Source organism: Nitrincola tibetensis, assembly GCF_003284585.1.
GTDB lineage: Bacteria > Pseudomonadota > Gammaproteobacteria > Pseudomonadales > Balneatricaceae > Nitrincola > Nitrincola tibetensis.
The window spans coordinates 114,408-135,315 of sequence record NZ_QKRX01000010.1 but is presented as its reverse complement, the minus strand read 5'-3'; the positions used below and the strand labels follow the sequence as shown (position 1 = coordinate 135,315).

At 47.1% G+C, this 20,908-nt stretch carries 18 protein-coding genes; 8 read left to right on the top strand and 10 right to left on the bottom strand.

Annotation, left to right across the window (positions count from 1 at the left end; translation table 11 throughout):
* Positions 1–164 precede the first annotated feature (164 nt).
* The 3 genes from pssA to ilvC form a co-directional block, all read right to left on the bottom strand.
* Positions 165–947 carry a CDP-diacylglycerol--serine O-phosphatidyltransferase gene (pssA, locus tag DN062_RS13560; protein ID WP_112159841.1) on the bottom strand — a complete coding sequence of 261 codons (783 nt, stop codon included), beginning with the start codon at positions 945–947 and terminating at the stop codon, positions 165–167.
* A gap of 87 nt (positions 948–1,034) precedes the next feature.
* Positions 1,035–1,994, bottom strand: coding sequence for a patatin-like phospholipase family protein (locus DN062_RS13555; RefSeq protein WP_112159840.1), 960 nt, complete (start codon positions 1,992–1,994; stop codon positions 1,035–1,037).
* 131 nt (positions 1,995–2,125) lie between these two features.
* Positions 2,126–3,142 (bottom strand): ketol-acid reductoisomerase, encoded by a 1,017-nt coding sequence (gene ilvC, locus DN062_RS13550; protein ID WP_112159839.1) that lies wholly within the window; start codon positions 3,140–3,142, stop codon positions 2,126–2,128.
* Between the two features lie 130 nt (positions 3,143–3,272).
* On the opposite strand from ilvC, the gene ilvY reads away from it, so the two are divergent.
* Complete coding sequence (gene ilvY / locus DN062_RS13545) at positions 3,273–4,190, top strand: HTH-type transcriptional activator IlvY (protein WP_112159838.1); 918 nt, start codon at positions 3,273–3,275, stop codon at positions 4,188–4,190.
* A gap of 24 nt (positions 4,191–4,214) precedes the next feature.
* Positions 4,215–6,035: an SLC13 family permease gene (locus tag DN062_RS13540; protein ID WP_112159837.1), complete on the top strand. Its 1,821-nt coding sequence runs from the start codon at positions 4,215–4,217 to the stop codon at positions 6,033–6,035.
* Positions 6,036–6,108: 73 nt separating this feature from the next.
* Here the strand turns inward: DN062_RS13540 and ilvN are convergent, their stop codons facing one another.
* Together ilvN and DN062_RS13530 are read right to left on the bottom strand one after the other, a co-directional pair.
* Complete coding sequence (gene ilvN, locus DN062_RS13535; RefSeq protein ID WP_112159836.1) at positions 6,109–6,600, bottom strand: acetolactate synthase small subunit; 492 nt, start codon at positions 6,598–6,600, stop codon at positions 6,109–6,111.
* A gap of 2 nt (positions 6,601–6,602) precedes the next feature.
* The gene (locus DN062_RS13530) at positions 6,603–8,324 is read right to left on the bottom strand and encodes an acetolactate synthase 3 large subunit (protein WP_112159835.1); all 1,722 of its coding nucleotides are present in this window, start codon (positions 8,322–8,324) and stop codon (positions 6,603–6,605) included.
* A gap of 358 nt (positions 8,325–8,682) precedes the next feature.
* Here DN062_RS13530 and DN062_RS13525 point away from each other — a divergent pair, with 358 nt between their 5' ends.
* Positions 8,683–8,952, top strand: a complete 270-nt coding sequence (locus DN062_RS13525; protein WP_112159834.1) for a hypothetical protein — start codon at positions 8,683–8,685, stop codon at positions 8,950–8,952.
* A 414-nt stretch (positions 8,953–9,366) separates the two neighbouring features.
* Positions 9,367–9,681: a BON domain-containing protein gene (locus DN062_RS13520; protein ID WP_112159833.1), complete on the top strand. Its 315-nt coding sequence runs from the start codon at positions 9,367–9,369 to the stop codon at positions 9,679–9,681.
* Between the two features lie 90 nt (positions 9,682–9,771).
* On the opposite strand, the gene DN062_RS13515 is transcribed toward DN062_RS13520, so the two are convergent.
* On the bottom strand, positions 9,772–9,930 hold the full coding sequence (locus DN062_RS13515) for a DUF3309 family protein (protein ID WP_112159832.1): 159 nt from the start codon (positions 9,928–9,930) through the stop codon (positions 9,772–9,774).
* 220 nt (positions 9,931–10,150) lie between these two features.
* On the opposite strand from DN062_RS13515, the gene DN062_RS13510 reads away from it, so the two are divergent.
* Together DN062_RS13510 and DN062_RS13505 are read left to right on the top strand one after the other, a co-directional pair.
* A complete protein-coding gene (locus tag DN062_RS13510) occupies positions 10,151–11,419 on the top strand; it encodes a Crp/Fnr family transcriptional regulator (protein WP_239995787.1) in 1,269 nt (422 codons plus the stop codon).
* Positions 11,420–11,511: 92 nt separating this feature from the next.
* Positions 11,512–14,118 (top strand): chemotaxis protein CheB, encoded by a 2,607-nt coding sequence (locus tag DN062_RS13505; protein WP_112159831.1) that lies wholly within the window; start codon positions 11,512–11,514, stop codon positions 14,116–14,118.
* A 64-nt stretch (positions 14,119–14,182) separates the two neighbouring features.
* Here DN062_RS13505 and DN062_RS13500 read toward each other — a convergent pair whose 3' ends face one another.
* Positions 14,183–15,274, bottom strand: coding sequence for a sensor domain-containing diguanylate cyclase (locus DN062_RS13500; RefSeq protein WP_112159830.1), 1,092 nt, complete (start codon positions 15,272–15,274; stop codon positions 14,183–14,185).
* A 328-nt stretch (positions 15,275–15,602) separates the two neighbouring features.
* Between DN062_RS13500 and DN062_RS13495 the strand changes: the two genes are divergently transcribed.
* Positions 15,603–16,160: a PRC-barrel domain-containing protein gene (locus tag DN062_RS13495; RefSeq protein WP_112159829.1), complete on the top strand. Its 558-nt coding sequence runs from the start codon at positions 15,603–15,605 to the stop codon at positions 16,158–16,160.
* A gap of 225 nt (positions 16,161–16,385) precedes the next feature.
* On the opposite strand, the gene DN062_RS13490 is transcribed toward DN062_RS13495, so the two are convergent.
* Complete coding sequence (locus DN062_RS13490) at positions 16,386–17,024, bottom strand: hypothetical protein (protein ID WP_112159828.1); 639 nt, start codon at positions 17,022–17,024, stop codon at positions 16,386–16,388.
* Between the two features lie 325 nt (positions 17,025–17,349).
* Here DN062_RS13490 and DN062_RS13485 point away from each other — a divergent pair, with 325 nt between their 5' ends.
* Positions 17,350–17,616: a GlsB/YeaQ/YmgE family stress response membrane protein gene (locus DN062_RS13485; RefSeq protein WP_112159827.1), complete on the top strand. Its 267-nt coding sequence runs from the start codon at positions 17,350–17,352 to the stop codon at positions 17,614–17,616.
* Positions 17,617–17,653: 37 nt separating this feature from the next.
* Here DN062_RS13485 and DN062_RS13480 read toward each other — a convergent pair whose 3' ends face one another.
* Both DN062_RS13480 and DN062_RS13475 read right to left on the bottom strand, forming a co-directional pair.
* Positions 17,654–20,035 (bottom strand): catalase, encoded by a 2,382-nt coding sequence (locus DN062_RS13480; RefSeq protein WP_164498079.1) that lies wholly within the window; start codon positions 20,033–20,035, stop codon positions 17,654–17,656.
* 57 nt (positions 20,036–20,092) lie between these two features.
* Positions 20,093–20,641, bottom strand: coding sequence for a porin family protein (locus DN062_RS13475; RefSeq protein ID WP_112159826.1), 549 nt, complete (start codon positions 20,639–20,641; stop codon positions 20,093–20,095).
* Between the last annotated feature and the right edge of the window lie 267 nt (positions 20,642–20,908).

Genomic DNA, 20,908 nt, shown 5'->3' with positions numbered 1-20,908 from the left:
AACCACCAACACCTTCTTAATTTGCATTTGAATCAAACACTTAAAAAGAAGCCTCGTTTCAGTGACTCTGCCCCGGAAGGCCTTGTCTCTCAAGCGAGGCGCGAATATTAAATAGGTTTAGAGCCTAGGTCAACAACTTTTTTCAAGTTTTAGAAAAAAGAAAGCTATTTGGATAAGTGCCGCTTGCGCCTTAACACCCAAAGCACGGGGCCAGACAAGCCATAAACCACAAATAACAACCATAAAAAGACGGGAGGACTAATTGAAATCACCGCAATCGCCAACACAATTGCCGCCAAAATAACGAAAGGCACTTTACCTTTCAGATCAACGTCCTTAAAGCTGTAATACAATACATTACTGACCATTAGCACGCCTGCCAAACCAACATAGGCCGCCACAATCACTGAAAAATCCTCGGCAGAGAATTCAAAGACGGTGCAAACCCATATAAGTCCAGCAACCGCTGCTGCTGCCGCAGGGCTTGGTAAACCAATAAAGTAGCGTTTATCGACAGAACCGATTTGTGTATTGAATCTTGCCAATCTCAGCGCTGTTCCTGCCACATAAATGAACGCCGCAAACCAACCCAGCTTACCCAGATCATCCAAAGCCCAAGTAAACGCAACCAAAGCAGGTGCAACACCAAAAGAGACCATATCTGCTAATGAATCGTACTCAGCACCGAATGCACTCTGTGTATTTGTCATTCGAGCCACTCGCCCGTCCAACCCATCAAAGAGCATCGCTACGAATATCGCAATTGCTGCAGCCTCAAACTGACCATTCATAGAAGCTATAACGGCGTAAAAACCAGAAAAAAGCGCACCCGTTGTAAACAAATTCGGCAATAAGTACACCCCCTTTGGAGGACGTGCCTTTTCTTGCTCGCAAGCAGCAGTTAACAACTCATCTTCCTGCTCTGGTTTTTCGTGGTTGTCTGTCATACACATCCTGCTATTTACAAAAAATTTACGTGCATTCTACTTCAGTTATTCACAAACACTCAAACTCTGAAAAAACGCTCGCCTTCATCAAAGCGCCCAACTGGAGGCAATCCCAATTTTATTTTGATTTTGGCTTAACCAGATATCAGCTTGCACCCTTCCCCGATCTCTCAAACTTTCAAGAAAACTCTTTCGAGTATCAAACTTGGAAATTGATTCCATAGAGACCAACAATTCGTCTGGCTCAATTAGATGAAACCGGGCCTGCCGCCAACGCTTCTCTTCTTTACCCAGCAACCATGGCACTTGCTTAAGATGCTCGATATGCTCTACTGCATCAGAGATTTCTCCAACAAATGAAGACTGGAACATTATTTCATGCATCCTCTCATGAATTGCCTTTGCAGTAACGGGTACATGGTTTCTTTTCAGTGGCTGCAGCAATACGATCAACATATCGGCTGTAGATGTATCCCTTATCAACGAACGAATCACTGGATTGGCAGAAAAGCCGCCATCCCAAAAATATTCACCGTTTATTTCGACGGCCTTATGAAGGGTAGGTAAACACGCAGAAGCAAGTAAGCACTCGACTTGCAATTCATGCTCTCGGAAAATTCTAGCGCCTCCGGTTTGCACATGCGTTGCAGCAATATATAGCTTTAGCTCCTTTTGCGAGCGTATCCGTTCAAAGTCTATTTGCGACTCCAACAAGTCTTTAAGCGGATTAATATCAAAAGGATTTAGGTCATACGGCGACAAATGCTGACTTAAATTTCGCCACCACTCAACGTGTTTAGGCTGCGTTAACAAGTCAGGGGTTGCGATGCCATACCAGAACTGGCTAAGACTCTCCTTTGCACCTTCGGCACCGCCCTCCAACCAACCTTGGGTCAACGCTATTGCATTCATAGCACCGGCACTGGTTCCGCTGATGCTATCGAAACAAAGCGATTTTGTTTCGAGTAATCGATCCAGAACTCCCCAGGTAAAGGCGCCGTGTGCACCCCCACCCTGCAAAGCTAAATTCAATTTAAGCTCTTGCATATGCGCCCTCCTTTGATTGGCAACACTTCAAGACTAACACAACAAACTCTATTAAACGCTATAGCCTTACTATACTTTCAAATAGACAACAAAAAACCCGCCGAAGCGGGTTTTTTAGACATCAATTGCAATTAGTTTTTAGACTTATCAACCAATTGGTTCGCTGTAATCCAAGGCATCATTTCACGCAACTTACCGCCAACCTGCTCAATTGGATGAGCGGCATTGTTACGACGACGTGCAGTCATAGAAGGATAGTTGGTAGCACCTTCTGATATGAACATTTTAGCGTATTCACCGTTCTGAATGCGTTTCAAAGCATTACGCATGGCTTCACGTGACTGCTCATTAATGACTTCAGGGCCTGTCACATACTCTCCATACTCTGCGTTGTTAGAGATAGAGTAGTTCATGTTGGCAATGCCGCCTTCATACATGAGATCAACGATCAACTTAAGCTCATGTAGACATTCAAAGTAGGCCATTTCTGGGGCATAGCCAGCTTCAACTAAGGTTTCAAAGCCCATTTTAACCAATTCAACACATCCGCCACAGAGTACGGCTTGCTCACCAAACAAATCGGTTTCTGTCTCGTCTTTAAAGGTTGTTTCAATGATACCGGTACGGCCACCACCAACACCTGCTGCATAAGACAGTGCAACGTTCTTCGCATTACCTGATGCATCTTGGAAGATCGCAACCAAATCAGGAATACCTCCACCCTTAACAAACTCAGAACGCACAGTATGACCCGGTGCTTTAGGCGCGATCATGATTACGTCTAAATCTTTACGCGGCTCAACTTGGTTGTAATGAATAGAGAAACCATGCGCAAATGCAAGAGTCGCGCCCTGCTTAATATTAGGTTCAATTTCCGTTTTGTATAACTGACCCTGAAACTCATCAGGCGTCAAAATCATGACTAGATCTGCTGCTGCAACGGCTGCAGGAACATCTGCAACTTTTAAACCAGCCGCTTCTGCTTTAGCACGTGAAGATGAACCAGGACGCAATCCAACGGTAACATCTACACCAGAGTCCTTTAAGTTACACGCATGGGCATGACCTTGTGAGCCATAACCGATGATCGATACTTTTTTACCCTGAATAATAGAAAGATCACAATCTTTATCGTAATACACTTTCATGTCTGACAACCTGTAATAAGCGTTAATGGGGGTTACACTCTCTGTGTAATGCGCCTACTTTAATCTAACTTCCTTGTTGCGTAAAATGATATATTTGCAACACTATGTTTCATTTTATGGGATGACAGAAATGGATACTCGAAGCTTAAGTCACTTCTTGATGCTTGCTGACACCTTACATTTCCATCGCAGTAGCAGTGCCTGCCATATCAGCCCCTCTACCTTGAGCCGCACGATTAAGCAACTCGAAGACGAACTGGGGGTTGTACTTTTTATACGAGATAATCGCAGCGTTTCTCTGACACCAGAAGGTAAACGACTCCAAACATACGCTCGTGAATCACTGCTTCAGTGGGAAAGCTTACGTTCTTCCCTACAATCAGACTCACGCGATTTACAAGGAGAACTCAGCATTTATTGCTCAGTAACTGCAAGCTACAGCTTCTTATACGATATCTTAAGTGATTTCAGGCGGGAGCACCCTCGTATTGAAATCAAACTTCACACGGGTGATCCTGCTGAGTCCATTCAAAGAATAAAGTCAGGCGATGAAGACATTGCCATTGGTGCTAAACCCGACCACTTACCACAAGACATCGCATTTCGTCCAATTACCACCTCTCCATTAGTTTTTATTGCGCCCGCTACAGCAACCCATTTCAACATCCCGACTCAGGTCCACGCCATTGAGGAGGAGTGGATCTCGGTCCCAATGATTGTGTCTGAAGCTGGTTTAGCACGTAAACGCAGCGATGCATGGTTCCGCAGCTTAGGAGTAAAGCCTTTAATCTATGCTCAGGTGGCAGGCAACGAAGCGATCGTCAGCATGGTCAGTCTAGGTTTTGGCATTGGAGTGGTTCCCCTAATTGTGCTGGAAAACAGCCCCCTCGCATCAAACGTTCAATTATTGGAGATCGAACCTGCGCTCGACCCTTTCGAGGTTGGTATGTTCGCGCTGGACAAAAAACTAAAACACCCACTTATCCAAGCCTTTTGGTCGCTATCCGCAAAACGAAAGGGTATTCTGCCCTCTCTGAATAAACCCTAATCTTTATCAGGACTTAATCGTATCATGACTGCTGACATGATTTTTGTTTTTACTCTACTGGGTGCCACCATCGCTTTGTTTTTGAGTAACAAAATACGAATGGACACCATTGCATTACTTGTCGTTATCGTCCTCGCCCTCTCTGGAATTATTACACCTTCTGAAGCCGTTTCGGGATTCGGGAATTCGGTTGTCATCATGATTGCTGGTTTATTCGTCATAGGTGAAGGACTCTTCAGAACGGGGGTGGCAGCAACGGCTGGCAATTGGTTGTTGAAAGTCGGTGGCGATAATGAGCAACGTTTATTAATGTTTTTGTTACCGGTCGTTGCACTACTCTCTGCTTTTATGAGCTCCACTGGAGCCGTTGCCTTATTGATACCCGTTGTATTAAGCATGGCTAGAAAATCTGGGATGCAGCCCTCTCGGCTATTAATGCCTCTTGCATTTGCAGCATTAATTGGTGGCATGTTAACCCTCATAGGCACGCCACCAAATATAATTGTGAGCGCACAAATGCGCGATGCTGGCTTTGAACCCTTTGGCTTCTTTGCGTTTACACCTATAGGATTGGCAATTTTGATCGTCGGAACATTGTATTTAGTGTTTATAGCTCGACATCTACTGCCTAAAACCGAGATTCGAGACCCTGATAACAGCCATCCAAGCCTTATAGAATTTTCTGAACGCTACGCGACCCATCACCAACTCCACAAACTGATTATTCAGCCTGAGAGTCAATTAGCCTTTCACACCCTCGCCGATTTGGGTCTAAGATCAGAGTACGAAGTGACGGTTGTTGGCATTCAACGTAAAGGAACTTGGCTTTCCAGTCTAATGCCAGTTTTAGCCAATACTCAAATGAGGCATTTGGATATACTCTGGGCGTATGGTGATGAAGCAAACATCCACCGTTTGTGCCAAGCACTTCATTTAAGATCACTTGATTTTCATGAAGCCGAATTAGCCAAAGTCAACGAAACATTCGGGCTAGCTGAGGTCTTACTTCCTCCATCATCTACGTTAGTCAACCTCTCCTTAAAAGAATGCCGGTTCCGGGAAAAGCACAATTTGAGTGTTATTGGAGTAAGGCGCAATCGAACGCCCTTAAACACAGAATTTTCACATACTAAGTTAGAGGCAGGCGACACATTGCTTTTGGCTGGCAGTTGGCAACACATTCAACAACTGGAACGGCATCGAGACTTTGTTGTTCTTGAAACGCCCGCTGAGATGCAAGAAATTCCAGCAACAGCTGAAAAGGCACCCATCGCTCTTGTCATCACTTTAGGGCTGTTAATCACCATGACGTTTGGCTTTATCGCGAATATCACGGCTATTTTAATCGCTGCTCTTTTAATGATTTTAAGTAAATGCCTCAGTTTAAATGATGCTTACAAATCACTGAATGCGAGTAGCTTGGTGCTAATCGCAGGCATGCTACCTCTCGCCTTGGCAATGGAGAAAAGCGGGGCTCTGAGTTATGTCGTTAATCTCTTGGCCAACGAATACGGACATGCGAGCCCTCTGATGCTGTGTGCTGGCTTCTTTTTATTGACATCGCTACTGAGCCAATTTATTTCCAACACAGCCACCACTGTTTTGATTGCGCCAATTGCACTAACCGTTGCTCAAATGCTTGGCATTCAGCCGGAGCCTTTTATGATTACAGTCGCGATAGCGGCATCAACAGCCTTCGCCACTCCAATTGCCTCCCCTGTGAATACCTTGGTTGTCGAACCAGGACAGTATCGGTTTGCGGACTTTGCCAAGGTTGGCATTCCCCTTCAACTTATTGCACTGTTGATTACGCTTATTTTACTCCCTATTTTCTTCCCTTTCTGAAGCGTTAAAACATAAAAAACCCGCAGAGTGTAATAACTCTGCGGGTTTAATGTGCGCTTTAGCGTATTTAAAATCAGACCGCTAGAACTTTTTCGCCTCTGGAAATACCGGAGACGCCTGAACGTACCACTTCCATAATGCAGGTATTGCCCAAGGACGTAATAAAAGCGTCGAGTTTTTCACTTGATCCCACTAACTGCACCGTGTAGGTGTTTGGAGTGATATCAATGATCTGCCCGCGGAAAATATCAGCGGTACGCTTAATTTCCGCACGCATCTGACCATTTGCCTTGAACTTGATCATCATGAGCTCGCGCTCGATATGCTCACCCTCAGACAAATCAACCACTTTTACCACATCAATTAGCTTATTAAGCTGCTTTGTGATCTGCTCAATGACTCGATCGTCGCCAATCGTTGTCACGGTTAAGCGTGAAAGGGTCTCATCTTCTGTTGGCGCAACGGTCAAAGACTCAATATTGAAGTTACGCTGAGAAAACAAGCCAACGACACGTGACAAAGCACCCGGCTCGTTTTCCATCAAAACTGAAATTATATGTCTCATGATCAGGTTCTCTCCGTCTTACTCAGCCACATATCACGCATAGAACCTCTAGGCACTTGCATCGGATACACATGTTCGAACGGATCTACCATAATATCCATAAAGACTAGGCGATCTTTCATCGCAAAGGCTTCACGCATTGCGCTTTCAAGCTCTGAGTACTTAGTGACCTTTATTCCAACATGACCATAGGATTCAACCAGCTTGACAAAGTCAGGCAGCGAGTTCATGTAGGATTGTGAGTGACGAGACTCGTAATTCATGTCCTGCCATTGACGCACCATACCTAAAGACTGGTTGTTCAGACATATAATTTTGACCGGAATATCATATTGTTTACAGGTCGAAAGCTCTTGAATATTCATTTGAATACTGCCTTCACCCGTTACGCAGACCACTTCCTCGTTCGGGAAGTTCATTTTAACGCCCATGGCTGCTGGCAAACCAAAGCCCATCGTACCGAGACCGCCGGAGTTGATCCAACGATTCGGTTTGTTGTACTTATAGTATTGAGCAGCGAACATTTGGTGTTGCCCTACGTCTGAACAGACATAGGCGTCACCTTCTGTCACTTTACACAGCATTTCAATGACTTGCTGCGGCTTCATCATTTCAGAGTCGTCAGTACGATAACGGCCACCGTGACGAGCACGCCACTCATCAATTTGCTTCCACCAAGCTGCAATCGCCTCTGCATCTGGACGCTTCTTGCTTTCTTTGACCAACTGGATCATGTCATCCAATACCACTTTTGCAGGCCCTACAATTGGGACATCCGCTTGAATGGTTTTAGAGATAGAGGCGGGGTCAATATCGATATGCACGATTCTAGCCGTCGGGCAGAACTTATCAACACCGTTCGTCACGCGATCATCAAATCGAGCACCAACAGCAAGAATCAAGTCACTGTGATGCATCGCCATATTGGCTTCGTATGACCCGTGCATACCTAGCATACCAACGAACTGACCGTCTGTCCCCGGAAAGCCACCCAATCCCATTAGCGTATTGGTCACTGGATAGTTCAGCAGATGAGCCAATTCAATCAACTCGCGGCTCGCATCACCCATGATGACACCGCCGCCGGTGTAAATCATTGGGCGCTTAGCTGCTAGCAGCATATCAACGGCTTTACGAATTTGACCAGAATGTCCTTTTGTCACAGGGCTGTATGAACGCAGCTTAACGGACTTTGGATACTCATACGGAAAACGCTCTGTCGGAGCTGTCATGTCCTTCGGAATATCAATCACCACAGGTCCTGGACGACCTGTCTGCGCAATATAGAAGGCTTTCTTAATAATGCTTGGAATATCTTCAGCACGCGTGACACTAAAGTTATGCTTAACGATAGGACGAGAAATACCGAGCATATCTGTTTCTTGGAAAGCATCTTCGCCGATCAGAAAGCTCATGACCTGACCGGTAATCACCACCATAGGAATTGAATCCATATAAGCGGTTGCGATCCCCGTCACAGCATTGGTTGCACCTGGTCCTGACGTCACTAACGCGACACCTGCTTTACCTGTTGCACGCGCATAGGCATCAGCCATATGCGTTGCAGCTTGCTCGTGACGCACTAGAACATGCTCGACTTCATTCTGCTGAAACAGTGCATCATACACATGCAGCAGTGCTCCGCCTGGATATCCGTAGATGTACTTAACGCCCTCATCTCTGAGCGCACGTACGACCATTTCTGCGCCTGATAGTAATTCCACAATCGTTTCCTCTACTCAGCACCGATCTCATGTCGGTAATAAACAGTTAATGTTCTGTATGCGGCGCTGACAAGAAAAAGGATCTCTCGCTCTGCCAGACCTGTCTGAGATATAAGCTGGGTATTGCTTAAACTGCCGTCACCGTGGGATTTCCTCATGGGCAACGACAAAAAATTAGATTTTCCCAAATAGCCTGCTATTTTGTCATCGAGTCAAGAGACTATCAACTACTAAACTCATAAGTTTTTAGTCTAAAACAGATGCGTAATAACCCTTATCAACAACTCTGTTTAATTTTGCATGAAAAGTCTAAGCTGTAGCACTATACTGACATCTGATTCTTTTGGGGACTTTCGGCATGAGTAACATTACAGAGATTAAAAACAAAGAACGTGTGATCAATGAGTTAATGCGCTTTATTCGCAAGGTTCTTGCAGACCCAAGCATTTGTGAAGTGGCGCTTTCGGTTGCCAGAAAACACATTGACAAAAAAGATGCGGATCACTTGATTGCGGAAGAGCTATCATCGCTGACAAGCGTCAAAATTCCGATTGAGTTTAATGAAGCGGACAAGCTTTTTTTACATGTGTTGAAAGAAGTCGTTAGAGATGAGCAAGCGCTTTACTAGGTTGAACGTCTTTTACTAGGTTTTTTTAAGACGTCGGCTACGAAGCGTGTGGCCGACCGATGCGCTTGATTATAAAAAGCAGTGACTACAATCGATCATTTCAATTTTTGACGGGCTCCTTCTCGAAGCCCAATCATTCTCTACACCTGTCAGAAAAGATGAAAACTCACTAACCCCCACCCTATCTGATTATGCGATTGTGCGATAGCACACAGACCCTCCAAACCACGAGTATTATTCTAAACAAACGTTTTTGAAACAGCTTATTTTTCAAAAATAGCTGCTAATAAAACATCACATAGTACTGAGATACACAGTTTTTACTGCTAATAGCTCAGTACATGGATACTCAGCGAGACCAGTCTCATCACTGCCTTCGCAAATTTCCCACTTCCAATGCTTGGAGTTTTAATCATGAAACATGTTGGCAAGTATGCTGTTGCACTATTACTCGCTGTTTCGTTATTCGGTATGGTTGGCTGCGCTGCCCCGGAAAAGCAACAAACTGTCGGTGCATACATTGACGATTCAACAATTACTGCGCGTGTTAAAGCAGCAATTCTCGATGATCCGGGTCTTAGATTCAGTGAGATCAATGTTGAAACGTTTGACGGGGTTGTTCAATTAAGTGGCTTTGTCAGTTCACAAACAGAGATCAACAAAGCGGTTCAGATGACACGTGACATTCAAGGCGTAAAATCAGTCAAGAATGATATGCAGCTTAAGTAAACAGTTTAACAGGTCTCTTGAGCGTACCCATTTCATGAGTACCTCAAGTGGACCGTCTGCTGCCTATTACGTTATTTAAAAGGCCAAATGTTAGAGCTTTCCCATCAATATCAGGACTAGCAGAATAACCACGACTAAGCCAAGACCACCACTTGCACCATACCCCCAAGTACGGCTGTGTGGCCAAGCGGGAATGACGCCGATCAACATGAGGATTAAAACGACCAGAAGAACAGTACCTATTGACATTTCATGTCTCCAAGAGAAGGAAAAACAGAACGTAAAGCCATAACCTTACGCTCCAATAGGCTAGATTTACGCAAACACCACCTTCTCGTCTGTTCGCTGGCAAACGGAATCAGACAGACCGCCTTAAAGATCACATGTACTAAGGTTTTTAGACTATACTTGAGAATGCGGATCACTATCGTGCTGTATAGTCGTGTCCGCATCATTAGCGAGGAATGCTATGAATGCAATGGTTGCAACACCTGACAAAGCGGACGATCCAAAACAAAATCGAATTCTAGCTGGACTACAGGATGTCGATTACTCCCGCTTTCTAAACGATCTTGAAGGGGTATCACTGCAGTCGGGGCAGGTACTCTACAAACCTGGTGAAAAGTTGGAGCATGTTTATTTTCCAACATCGGGTATCGTATCCAGAGTATTCACCACACAAAATGGATCATCTGCCGGACTGGCGATGACAGGGAATGACGGTTTTGTTGGTATCCCGCTGCTACTCGGTGGAATTCACTCAGCCTACGAAGCCGTCGTACAAAGCAAGGGCTATGCTTACCGCTTGAGTGCTGAAGTTTATACTTGGGAACTGGAGCAAAGCGAAAACCTACTGCAACTTTCTTTAGCTTACGTCCAGGCTCTAATGACTCAGATTGCGCAGAGCGTCGTCTGTAATCGCCACCATCAAGCCGATCAACAACTTTGTCGTTGGCTACTGTTAAGCCTAGATCTTTTGGGTGGAAATCAAATTGAGATGACACAGGAAATTATCGCCAATATGCTTGGCGTGCGCCGTGAGTGTATAACCGCAGCGGCGGGCAAGCTTCAAGCGGCAGGGCTCATTCATTATAGCCGCGGACGCATTGTAGTCGTGGACAGGCCCGGAATTGAACAGCGCGCGTGCGAATGCTACCATGTTGTAAAGTCAGAATATGATCGATTATTTGGCCAAAAACACATCCCTCGTTCGATTGAAAGATTTCGCCATAACCCCGCCACACTGCGCCAACGTGCAGAAAATCGATTACAGGAAATGCCTGTTCCTCCTCCAAATAACACTTGGGACAGTTCTCGCATGATACAAGAACTCCAGATACATCAAATTGAACTGGAGATGAATAATGAAGAACTCAAACGCGCCTACGATGAAACCGACGCACTTCGCGCGCACTACGTCGATATATACGATTTTGCTCCCGCACCTTATCTTACTCTGAATTCGATAGGTTCGATTCTGGAGATGAATCTCGCCGCCGCCATTCTGATCAAAATCAAGCGCTCGCACAAAGACCGCCATCGTTTTCAGTCATTGCTTACTGACTTATCTTTACCCATCTTTCAGAACTTTCTCAATGACATACTCAACGGAAAGGCGATTAATAGCTGTGAGGTCACGCTCAAACCAAGATCACAACACCCTGAAACACTGATAAAGCTGGAGGGAGTTCCGAATGAAGAAGGTAAAGAGTGCCGTATTAACATGAGTAAAATCTGACTTAGCCAGCCAATATCATCGGCTCGAAGAAGGCTTAATTAACACTTACCCTCGTCGCTTTCACTGATTTCGACCTGATGGAACCGCAAGCTATGAATAAACGTGAAACGGCCCAAACACCTGCATCAAGTACCGACGATTCCGTACCTTCATCACAACCATCTCCATTTCCCGTGGTTGGCATCGGAGCCTCGGCTGGCGGGCTGGAAGCCTTGGAGCAATTTTTAAGCGGTGTACCAACCGACAGTGGTATGGCCTACGTGATTGTGCAACACCTCGATCCGACTCACAAGGGCATGATGCCAGAACTGCTTCAACGAGCCACCAGCCTACCGGTTGCTCAAGTGACAGACCACCTTCATGTTTTGGTAGACCACGTCTATGTATTGCCGCCCAACCACGACATATACATCAAAGAAGGCGTGCTGTATCTATCCAAGCCGTCTGCACCCCGTGGACAACGCCTGCCGATTGACTTTTTCTTGAACTCTCTAGCATTGGAATGTCGCGACAAAGCCATCGCAGTGCTGCTGTCAGGCATGGGGTCAGATGGCACAGAAGGTCTACGAACAATTAAAAAGCATGCAGGCCTTGTATTAGTACAAGAGCCAAGCAGCGCAGCCTTTCCTTCAATGCCACAAAGTGCAATTGATGCTAACTTAGTGGATATCATTGCACCGGCTGCTAAACTAGCAAAGCGAATTATCGCGGGTTTACGACAAGAATCGAGCGTAAAAAAAGAGAGTGATGGCACAGACCCCTCAGCCAAAAGTGGGCTGGATAGGGTGCTAACCCTCATGCAAGCACACAATGGTCAAGATTTTTCGCTGTATAAAAAGAGCACGCTCTATCGACGTATCGAACGACGTATGGGAATTCATCAACTGGGCCAAATCAGTGACTATGTAAACTTGTTGCAGGAGAATGCCCAGGAACTGGATTTACTATTCAAAGAGTTATTGATCGGCGTCACTAGCTTCTTCCGAGATCCTGCTGCTTGGGACAGCTTGCGCGACATTGCCTTTCCCGCCCTGTTCCAACGCAGCCCGTCGGGCCGTGCCCTGCGCGCTTGGGTTCCCGCGTGTTCAACCGGAGAAGAGGCCTATTCACTCGCTATTAGTTTCAAAGAGGCATTGGAACGACACCAACCAGCAGGTCGATTTTCCTTGCATATATTCGCCACCGATTTAGCTCAGGATGCCATTGATTTGGCACGTGCGGGTCACTATGCAAAAGATATAAAGACCAAGGTATCGGCCGATCGGCTAGCACGCTATTTTATCGCTACTGACGATGGTTATCAAATTGCAAAAGAAGTGCGTGAAATGGTGATTTTTGCGCCGCAAAACATGGCCCAGGACCCACCCTTTACTAAATTGGATCTATTGTCCTGCCGCAATGTCCTGATTTACTTCGGACCCGAGCTCCAGCAAAAACTGCTATCTCTGTTTCATTATAGCCTGACACCAGGCGGGATACTTTTCTTGGGCTATTCCGAAACCGTTGGTTATACATCTCATTTGTTCGAAGCCCTAGATTCGAAAACACGAATCTATCATCGTCTTGATACTTCGCAGCATCCACTAACAGTTGATTTCCCAACGCGCTTCCGTACTTTTGCAGGTGAGAACGGCACCTCGGCTTCACCACCAGTCAAGAATTTACAAGTCCTCGCTGATCAATTGCTATTGCGTGAGTTTGCCCCCGCCGCCGTTTTAGTCAATGCCAGTGGCGACATTATCTATATCTGTGGACGCACTGGTCGTTATTTAGAACCTGCGGCAGGTAAAGCAAACTGGAATGTATACGCGATGGCACGTGATGGTCTTCGCCACATTATCGCAAGCTCCTTGCAACAGGCTGTCCGCGATAGAGGTCGTGTCGAGTGCAAGGATCTATCCCTAGAGGTGGAAGGTAAAACCCATCAGTTGGACCTCACCTTATACTATATTGAGGATCCTGAACCGCTGCAGGGTACCGTCATGATTGTGTTCACAGAACTCCGATCAAAACCACAAACAAAACGCCAAACCAAGAAAAAAGCACAGTCGCCCATAGAGGTTCAGCTCGAACAGGCTCTTGAGCAAGCACAGGATGAAGTCAGATTTTTACGTGAGCAAATGCAAAGCTCAGGGGAAGAGCTCAAGTCAACGAACGAAGAATTACAATCAACAAATGAAGAACTGCAATCAACCAACGAAGAACTGACCACCTCGAAAGAAGAAATGCAATCGCTTAACGAAGAGTTGCAAACGGTCAACGTCGAGTTGCAATCTAGAGTGGACGATCTATCACGCGTCAACGATGACATGCAAAACCTGCTTAACAGCACTGAGGTTGCCACCATTTTTCTCGATAATCGCTTACATATCCGCCGCTTTACCAAACAAGCCGCACATATCATTAAGCTGATTTCAGCCGACGTTGGGCGCCCTTTGTCAGATCTGGCAAGCGACTTGGATTACCCTGACCTCGCTCAAGATGCGCAAGAAGTTTTACGAACACTTATCTTCTCTGAAAAACAAGCGACTTCCCGTAGTGGCAGTTGGTTCAATGTCCGAATTATGCCCTATCGTACAATGCAAAATCTCATCAAAGGCGTGGTGATTACCTTTATCGATGTGACCGTCGCCAAACATCTGGAGACGGAATTACGAGCGACGGTGGCACGAATAGAAAAAAAGCCTGACACTAAGTAAAAATAAAACGCCAACGTCAATAACAGCGAATACCATTGCGTGCGGCATAGCAGATGCCACACGTTTAATCTGTTGAATTAAAAAAACTGATCTGGTTACGCCCAGCTCGCTTGGCCTGATAGAGCGCTTGATCCGCTTGCTTTAGTAAATCATCAACCTGTGCTGTCGGCCCAAAGAGGCGCACACCTATGCTGACAGTGCATTGTAGCTCTATACCTTCGGGATCAAAGCTGATCGAAATGATACGCTTAAGTTTTTCTCCAACTTCTTGAGCAAACTGGGCAGCGCCTGCCTCGGACAAATCCAGTCTTTCCAGAATCATCACGAATTCATCTCCACCAATACGGGCCACGGTATCCCCTTCACGCAGATTCGTGCGCAAACGGTGCGCTATCTCAATCAATAAATGATCACCCGCATCATGGCCATGGGTATCGTTTAGTATTTTGAAGCCATCCAGATCAAGGAACAGGACTGCGCCATAACGTCCGCTGCGTTTGCTAGCGGTCACTGCCTGTTCTAATCGGTCTTGAAAAAGCCGACGATTGGGCAGTTGTGTGAGCGAATCAAAATAGGCCAGACGCTCCATTTCTGCTGCAACAGCGCGGCGCTCAGTGGTATCGAACAACGCGATACGCAGACTCGCAGAGGCACCGGGGCGAGCCGTGACCATACAGTGCAACTCAGCCGAAAACAACGCCTGTCCATTTTCTCTGAGCAAGAGTTCAAACTCAGGCAAACGCGTGCCTGGCCTCTGCCACCCAGCATTCACATGTCGCATCCAACGCTCATGATCATCTGGATCGAGGAATTCTGCAAAGTAGTGCCCAATCAACGAATCTCGCTCTCCTGCCAACTGAGCAGTGGCGGCAAGATTGGCCTCGCTAATACGTCCATCCTCAGACAAAGTGATGTAAGAGATAGGGGCAAAATCAAACAAATCTGTATAGCGATCACTGGTTTCTTCTAGCTCTGCCTGTGCCTTTAACAGCATCTCATTCTGCATTTCCAATTCCATCTGATGAACTTGAAGCTCATGCAAAAGCGAATTGTCATCTAGGTGTGGGCGCGCATCCTTACGCAAGAGGTTATTAGGACGAACTTGAGGCTCGGCCCCAGCGCTCACATGGGCTTTATGATTAGATATTTTTAACATGGACAGAGCACCCTTTTAGACATTTTGATCCGTAAATCTCAAGTCTAGGTCTATAATTTACGTGTGTCCGTTCACTAACCCACATATGGAAACACGACATTGCACATCACAATCATACGTTTGTTCCATTCCAAAATCCTTCTCATCTGAGTGCGTTAGCGAACCGACGCCTCAACGCCCTCAACGTACTTTAGAGTCTCATCCTGAATTCCAGAACTCTTGGTAATTCGGTCTTCTTCCCTCTACTAATGACAAGAAGAAATGTTGTGATGAAGCAGTTAAGCAGACAGTTTGTCTTACTAACACACTCGAAAGAAAGGATATTCACATGAAGAAGTTACATTCGTTTGTATTTTATGCATTAGTCACTCCAGCTATAGCACTCAGTGCTGGATCTGTTCTGGCACAACAAACCACGGCACAGGATAGTGCTCGCCAACAAGGCACCGAGATGAACAAAGATGGCAATCAATCTACACCTAATGCTGCCGGGCAAAGTGGTCAAGACTCACAGCGTGCTGGACAGTCTAGCTCTATGACTGAAACAGGTCGTAATAACACTCGCGATCCATCAAGCATGCAAAATCGCGGTCATATCACCTCTGCTCCGGCTAATGGAACCCAAGCAAGCGACCTGATTGGTGCAAAGGTTCGAACCGGTGCTGATGAGGATATAGGCACAGTCAGTGAACTCATTATTGACGAGAAAGGCCAAGTTGTGGCTATTTTAGTTGGTGTTGGCGGTTTTCTGGGCATGGGTGAGAAGGATGTCGCCATTGGTTGGGATAACATCACGCTATCAGGCACGGCGGACGATAAGGATCTGCGAGTTGACGTGACCGGTGATGACCTGCGCACAGCACCTGAGTTTGCAAAACGGAAGTAAATTTCCAATAACGCAAACGTATAGTGAAATGAAAACGGCAGGGGTGAAAGCCCCTGCCGTTTTCATGTTCAGTCGGTATACATCCTTTACTTAAGTATACCGACAACTTTGAATGGTGTGACCTACAAGATCAGCGCGAGTAAGATGATGATCGGAATTGGAATCCCGAGAAAAAACAACAATATTGAACGCATAACTTTCTCCTTTCAATTAATTGGATGTGACTCAAGCGTCACGTTGACGTCCGCCGAAGACCGCCATTAGGCTTGCCGCAAATGCGCCAATCAGCAGTACTACAAACATCCAAAGCGCCCCGTAAGCCGATGCTTTTCGCGCCTCATCTGCCGCCAAACTTTCTGCAACTCTGCCTTCGCCACTAAACATACCGAAGTTGTTCATCACTCCGTTGGTCACTATAGCTCCCTCACTGACGCTGCTACCAACGATGGAACCTAACACTGATGTAAACACCACGACCGTCAGCAACGAAGCAACGGCCCAAGTAAGGAAGCCATGAGCGGTATCGCGGAAATACACTTCATCGATGTGCACATCCGTCCATTTTGTGCGCAATCGTCCAGCGAGATAGCCACCCATGCCGGATGCTGCGAGCTGGGTGAAACTCAGCCACAAAATCGCCGCAAAACCAATCGTAGAGGCATCAAGACCCTCTAGGGTCCACGGAGAGACAGTAGAAAACCCCAACCCAGTGCCGAGGATCAGCAACAACATCGACAAAGCAGCTGCACCAGCTGCGCCGGCAAAGATCGCGGCCCAAGAAACGGCACTACTAGCAGGCATGCTATCGATACTCGTGGCGCTATGTGATCCCGGCGCTCTAGATCCTGTGTGAATTTCTGACATGATTTTTCCCTTCTCTGTAATGGATAAAATAAGGTAGCACTTGCATCGTACGCATTGCTCCAACTGCTAACGCACTACCTAACGGCACCAATCGTGCTTTCAATCTTCTTCACTTCCTCAAGCGGTGGCAGGACAGCTGGCAAAAGACGGAGCTGTCACATTGGGTTTGGTTTACCAAGCCGCCACGTGATGGCCAACTGGTTTTCAAATGGTAGGAAGCGAGACCCTGTTGAGTCGGTGTGGTAACGCACCGTAACCGGAGAACAGCAGCCGTATGCTTTATCCACCAACGCACAATGCGTCAATATCATCAGGAGAGAAAATCATGGGTATTATCATATGGCTTGTCATGGGTGGCATAGTCGGCTGGATCGCGAGCATAATCATGGGCACCAATGCCCAGCAAGGCATCATCCTTAACATCGTGGTCGGCATCGTCGGTGCAGTGATTGGTGGATGGCTGATTGGTCCCTTGCTTGGTGCTGGCTCCATCAACGAAGGCATCACGGCCATGAGTTTCATCGTGTCGCTGATAGGCGCAATCATCTTGCTTGCCCTCGCCAGCCTATTCCAACGTCGAACAAAGGGCTGAACAATATCGCCCGCCGCATAGCGGTGGGCGAATGGCGTTATTTGCTTGCTAGTGCGCTGTCACGAGAGGGATGGCGATGAGCAGCAACTGCTTTGATAAATGTAGGTATGACTTCAGCCATATCGGCACTATCCGCCAGCAGGATACCCTCGTCTTTATCTCTAACTAAATCTATGCCAGCCATTTTCAATAGCTCCTGCCCTGCTCCCAACGCCAGAACCGTTTTGCAATGTTTGAAAAAATCCTTGATAAACGCCATGGTATGTTCGTTGCCTGCGAGCGCTTGAACTGCCCCGCTACCATCCGGCACCACCAGTGCGTCAAACAAGAACCCAGGCGAATTTTCCATCGACTTATTCGCCTCTATTCCAGCGCCAGTGTCGCCGACAAACATGCCCACCCGTGGCCCCACAAAATGCACAACGGCACCGGCATCAACCAACGCTTCATACAAGGAAACAAGCGAAGCATGGTGGAGGCCACTCTCAACCAGTACAGCGATTTGACGGGTACGAATACCGCACTCGCCTGGCAGAGCTAGCAGTGACAAAGCCGGAGAAACACTTACCTCCGATGGAAGCGGATCAACGATTGCTGTCGGCATCGCATCAGGCACCTCCATCCCCAAACCTGCCGCGACGTCTGCCGCCAATGCTTGAGATACGTTTACCAGAGAGGACAACATCCGCTCTCGTATTGCAGGGACGCCGACTTTGCTCAACTCAAAGCGAAAAGCCGCTGCAATATGCGCTTGTTCGACAACGGATTGACTATTGAAGAACAAGGTTGCCTGCGCATAGTGCTCAGCAAATTTCGCTGGCTTTCCACGGACCTTATCTTCGGCTGTGATCTCTGGAAATGACACGAACCCGCTTGCACCCGCTTGGAAAGGACAGCCTCCCGCCAATGAGTTCGGTTCGTATGCGACACGCCCACGATTCAGCGCCTGACGGTGCATGCCATCTCGCTGGTTATTGTGTACCGGAGCAAGTGATGCATTGATGGGGATTTCATGGAAATTAGCTCCTCCCAGTCGCGTGATCTGCGTATCGACATACGAATGGATGCGGCCCGCAAGCAAAGGATCATTGGAGAAATCGATACCGGGTATGATGTGTGCCGTACAGAAGGCGACCTGTTCCGTTTCTGCAAAAAAGTTGTCAGGATTTCGATTCAAGACCATACGTCCAACGGGCGTCAGTGGAACCAGCTCTTCGGGAATCAGTTTGGTTGCATCGAGTACATCGAAGCTGAACTTTTCGGCTTGTTCTTCTGTGAAGATTTGCAGCCCAAGCTCCCATTCAGGGAATTCGCCCGACTCAATGGCTTCCCACAAATCACGTCGATGAAAGTCTGGGTCAGCGCCCGATATTTTTACGGCTTCATCCCAGACCAGTGAATGTGTTCCCTGCAGCGGCTTCCAATGGAATTTGCAGAATACGGATTGTCCTTGGTCGTTGACCAAGCGAAAGGTATGCACTCCAAAGCCCTGCATCATCCGATAACTGCGCGGGATCCCACGATCCGACATGACCCACATCAACATGTGCGTCGACTCCGGCATCAATGAGACAAAGTCCCAGAAGGTATCGTGCGCAGATGCGGCTTGTGGCATACCGTGATGCGGTTCAGGTTTAACGGCATGAATCAAATCAGGAAACTTCATGGCATCCTGAATGAAAAATACTGGAATATTGTTACCCACCAAATCCCAATTGCCTTCATCCGTATAAAACTTTACCGCAAAGCCGCGGGCGTCGCGTGCCGTATCTTTCGAACCACGCTCACCCGCCACAGTGGAAAAGCGTACAAACACGGGGGTAATCTTGCCTTTTTCAGCGAAGGGGGCCGCACGTGTGTACTGCGTCATTGCGTCATAGGCTTCAAAGTAACCGTGTGCTGCTGAGCCGCGGGCATGAACGATTCGTTCTGGGATGCGTTCATGATCGAAATGGGTGATTTTTTCTCGAAGAATAAAGTCCTCAAGTAACGACGGCCCACGTAATCCGGCCTTTAAGGTGTTCTGATTATCGCCAATCGCAACACCTTGGTTGGTGGTTAACAACTGTTCACTTGCATCGACTCGGACCCGTTCAAGCGACGCCGTAGTTGCATTCGTTCCGAGCATCGCTGCGCCGCCAGTCTTTGCTGTGCCTTCTAGCTCTGTATGGGTACTGGCCGTCAGGGCACTGGAGTCCGGCTCTACCCTTATTCCGGCCGCTGGCGCCACGGCATTGTCGTGGCCATGTTCAAGCTCCTTGTTGCTGTTGTAGGGTATAGCGCCGACTAAGTCTTCACTTGCGTTGGCTTGCTCGGCGACGATGTCGTTGGTTCTGAGCACGCCGTCATGATCTTCTTTTGACACATTACGATTGTTTCTAACTTGTGGCGTTTGAACTGGGTTCTTTTTCGTAGCCATGGTTCTCTCCATAAAGGTGTGGGGTCTTCCCACACCTCATCAGCACTTTGAAGTGATTTAGAAGTTGAAGCCCAGACCTACCGTATAAGCCCAAACCCCGTCGTCTTGAAAAGCATCAGTAGCATCACTGGTGTTATTGAAGAGAAACTGATACTCAACGCGTGATAGGATGTACGTATTCTTTTGTACGTAGTATTTCAGGCCAGTTTCAAGCCCTGCAAACGCGCTGTCCTTGACTCCATCACCATAAATCCCACCGAGACTTGCTCCGATGAACGGCCGCGCGCGATCATCAAGAAAGTGATAATTGACATAACCACGGGTTGAACCGTTCCATAAATCGTCCTTGAGGCTTTCTCCTTTGATACTTGCGTAATTAACACTTTGGCGGACCCCTATGACTAAGTCATTACCCATGTACCAGCCCATGTCTCCGGTCACACCAAAGGTGCCACTGTTAAAGCTCTGGTCGCTGCTACCAGTTCCGGAAATGGAGAACTCTCGGTCACCATCACGTGGGAGATAATCTGTAGATTGTGCCGCTGCTGTAATAGGTAATGCACTGAGAAGACAGAGAGTGATTGCAACAGTGTTGACTCTGGTCATGATAAAATCCTTGCTTGTATTTCAGTTTTAAGTTCCGAATACGCTAGCAGATTGCTTGCGCAGACCGTGTTGAAGCGAATACCAAGGCAGTCAACCATAGCAGTCGCTTACCCTCATAATCGGTGGCTTAACTCTCAGTTGTCTGTGCGTCATCGCACAGGTCCTTTGCCCATATCGACACCCATCAAGGCGTCGACAATCGGTCCTGTTTTGGAACTAATGCTCGGATACTTCTCGGCACCGTCTGGTGATAAGACTTAATAGATT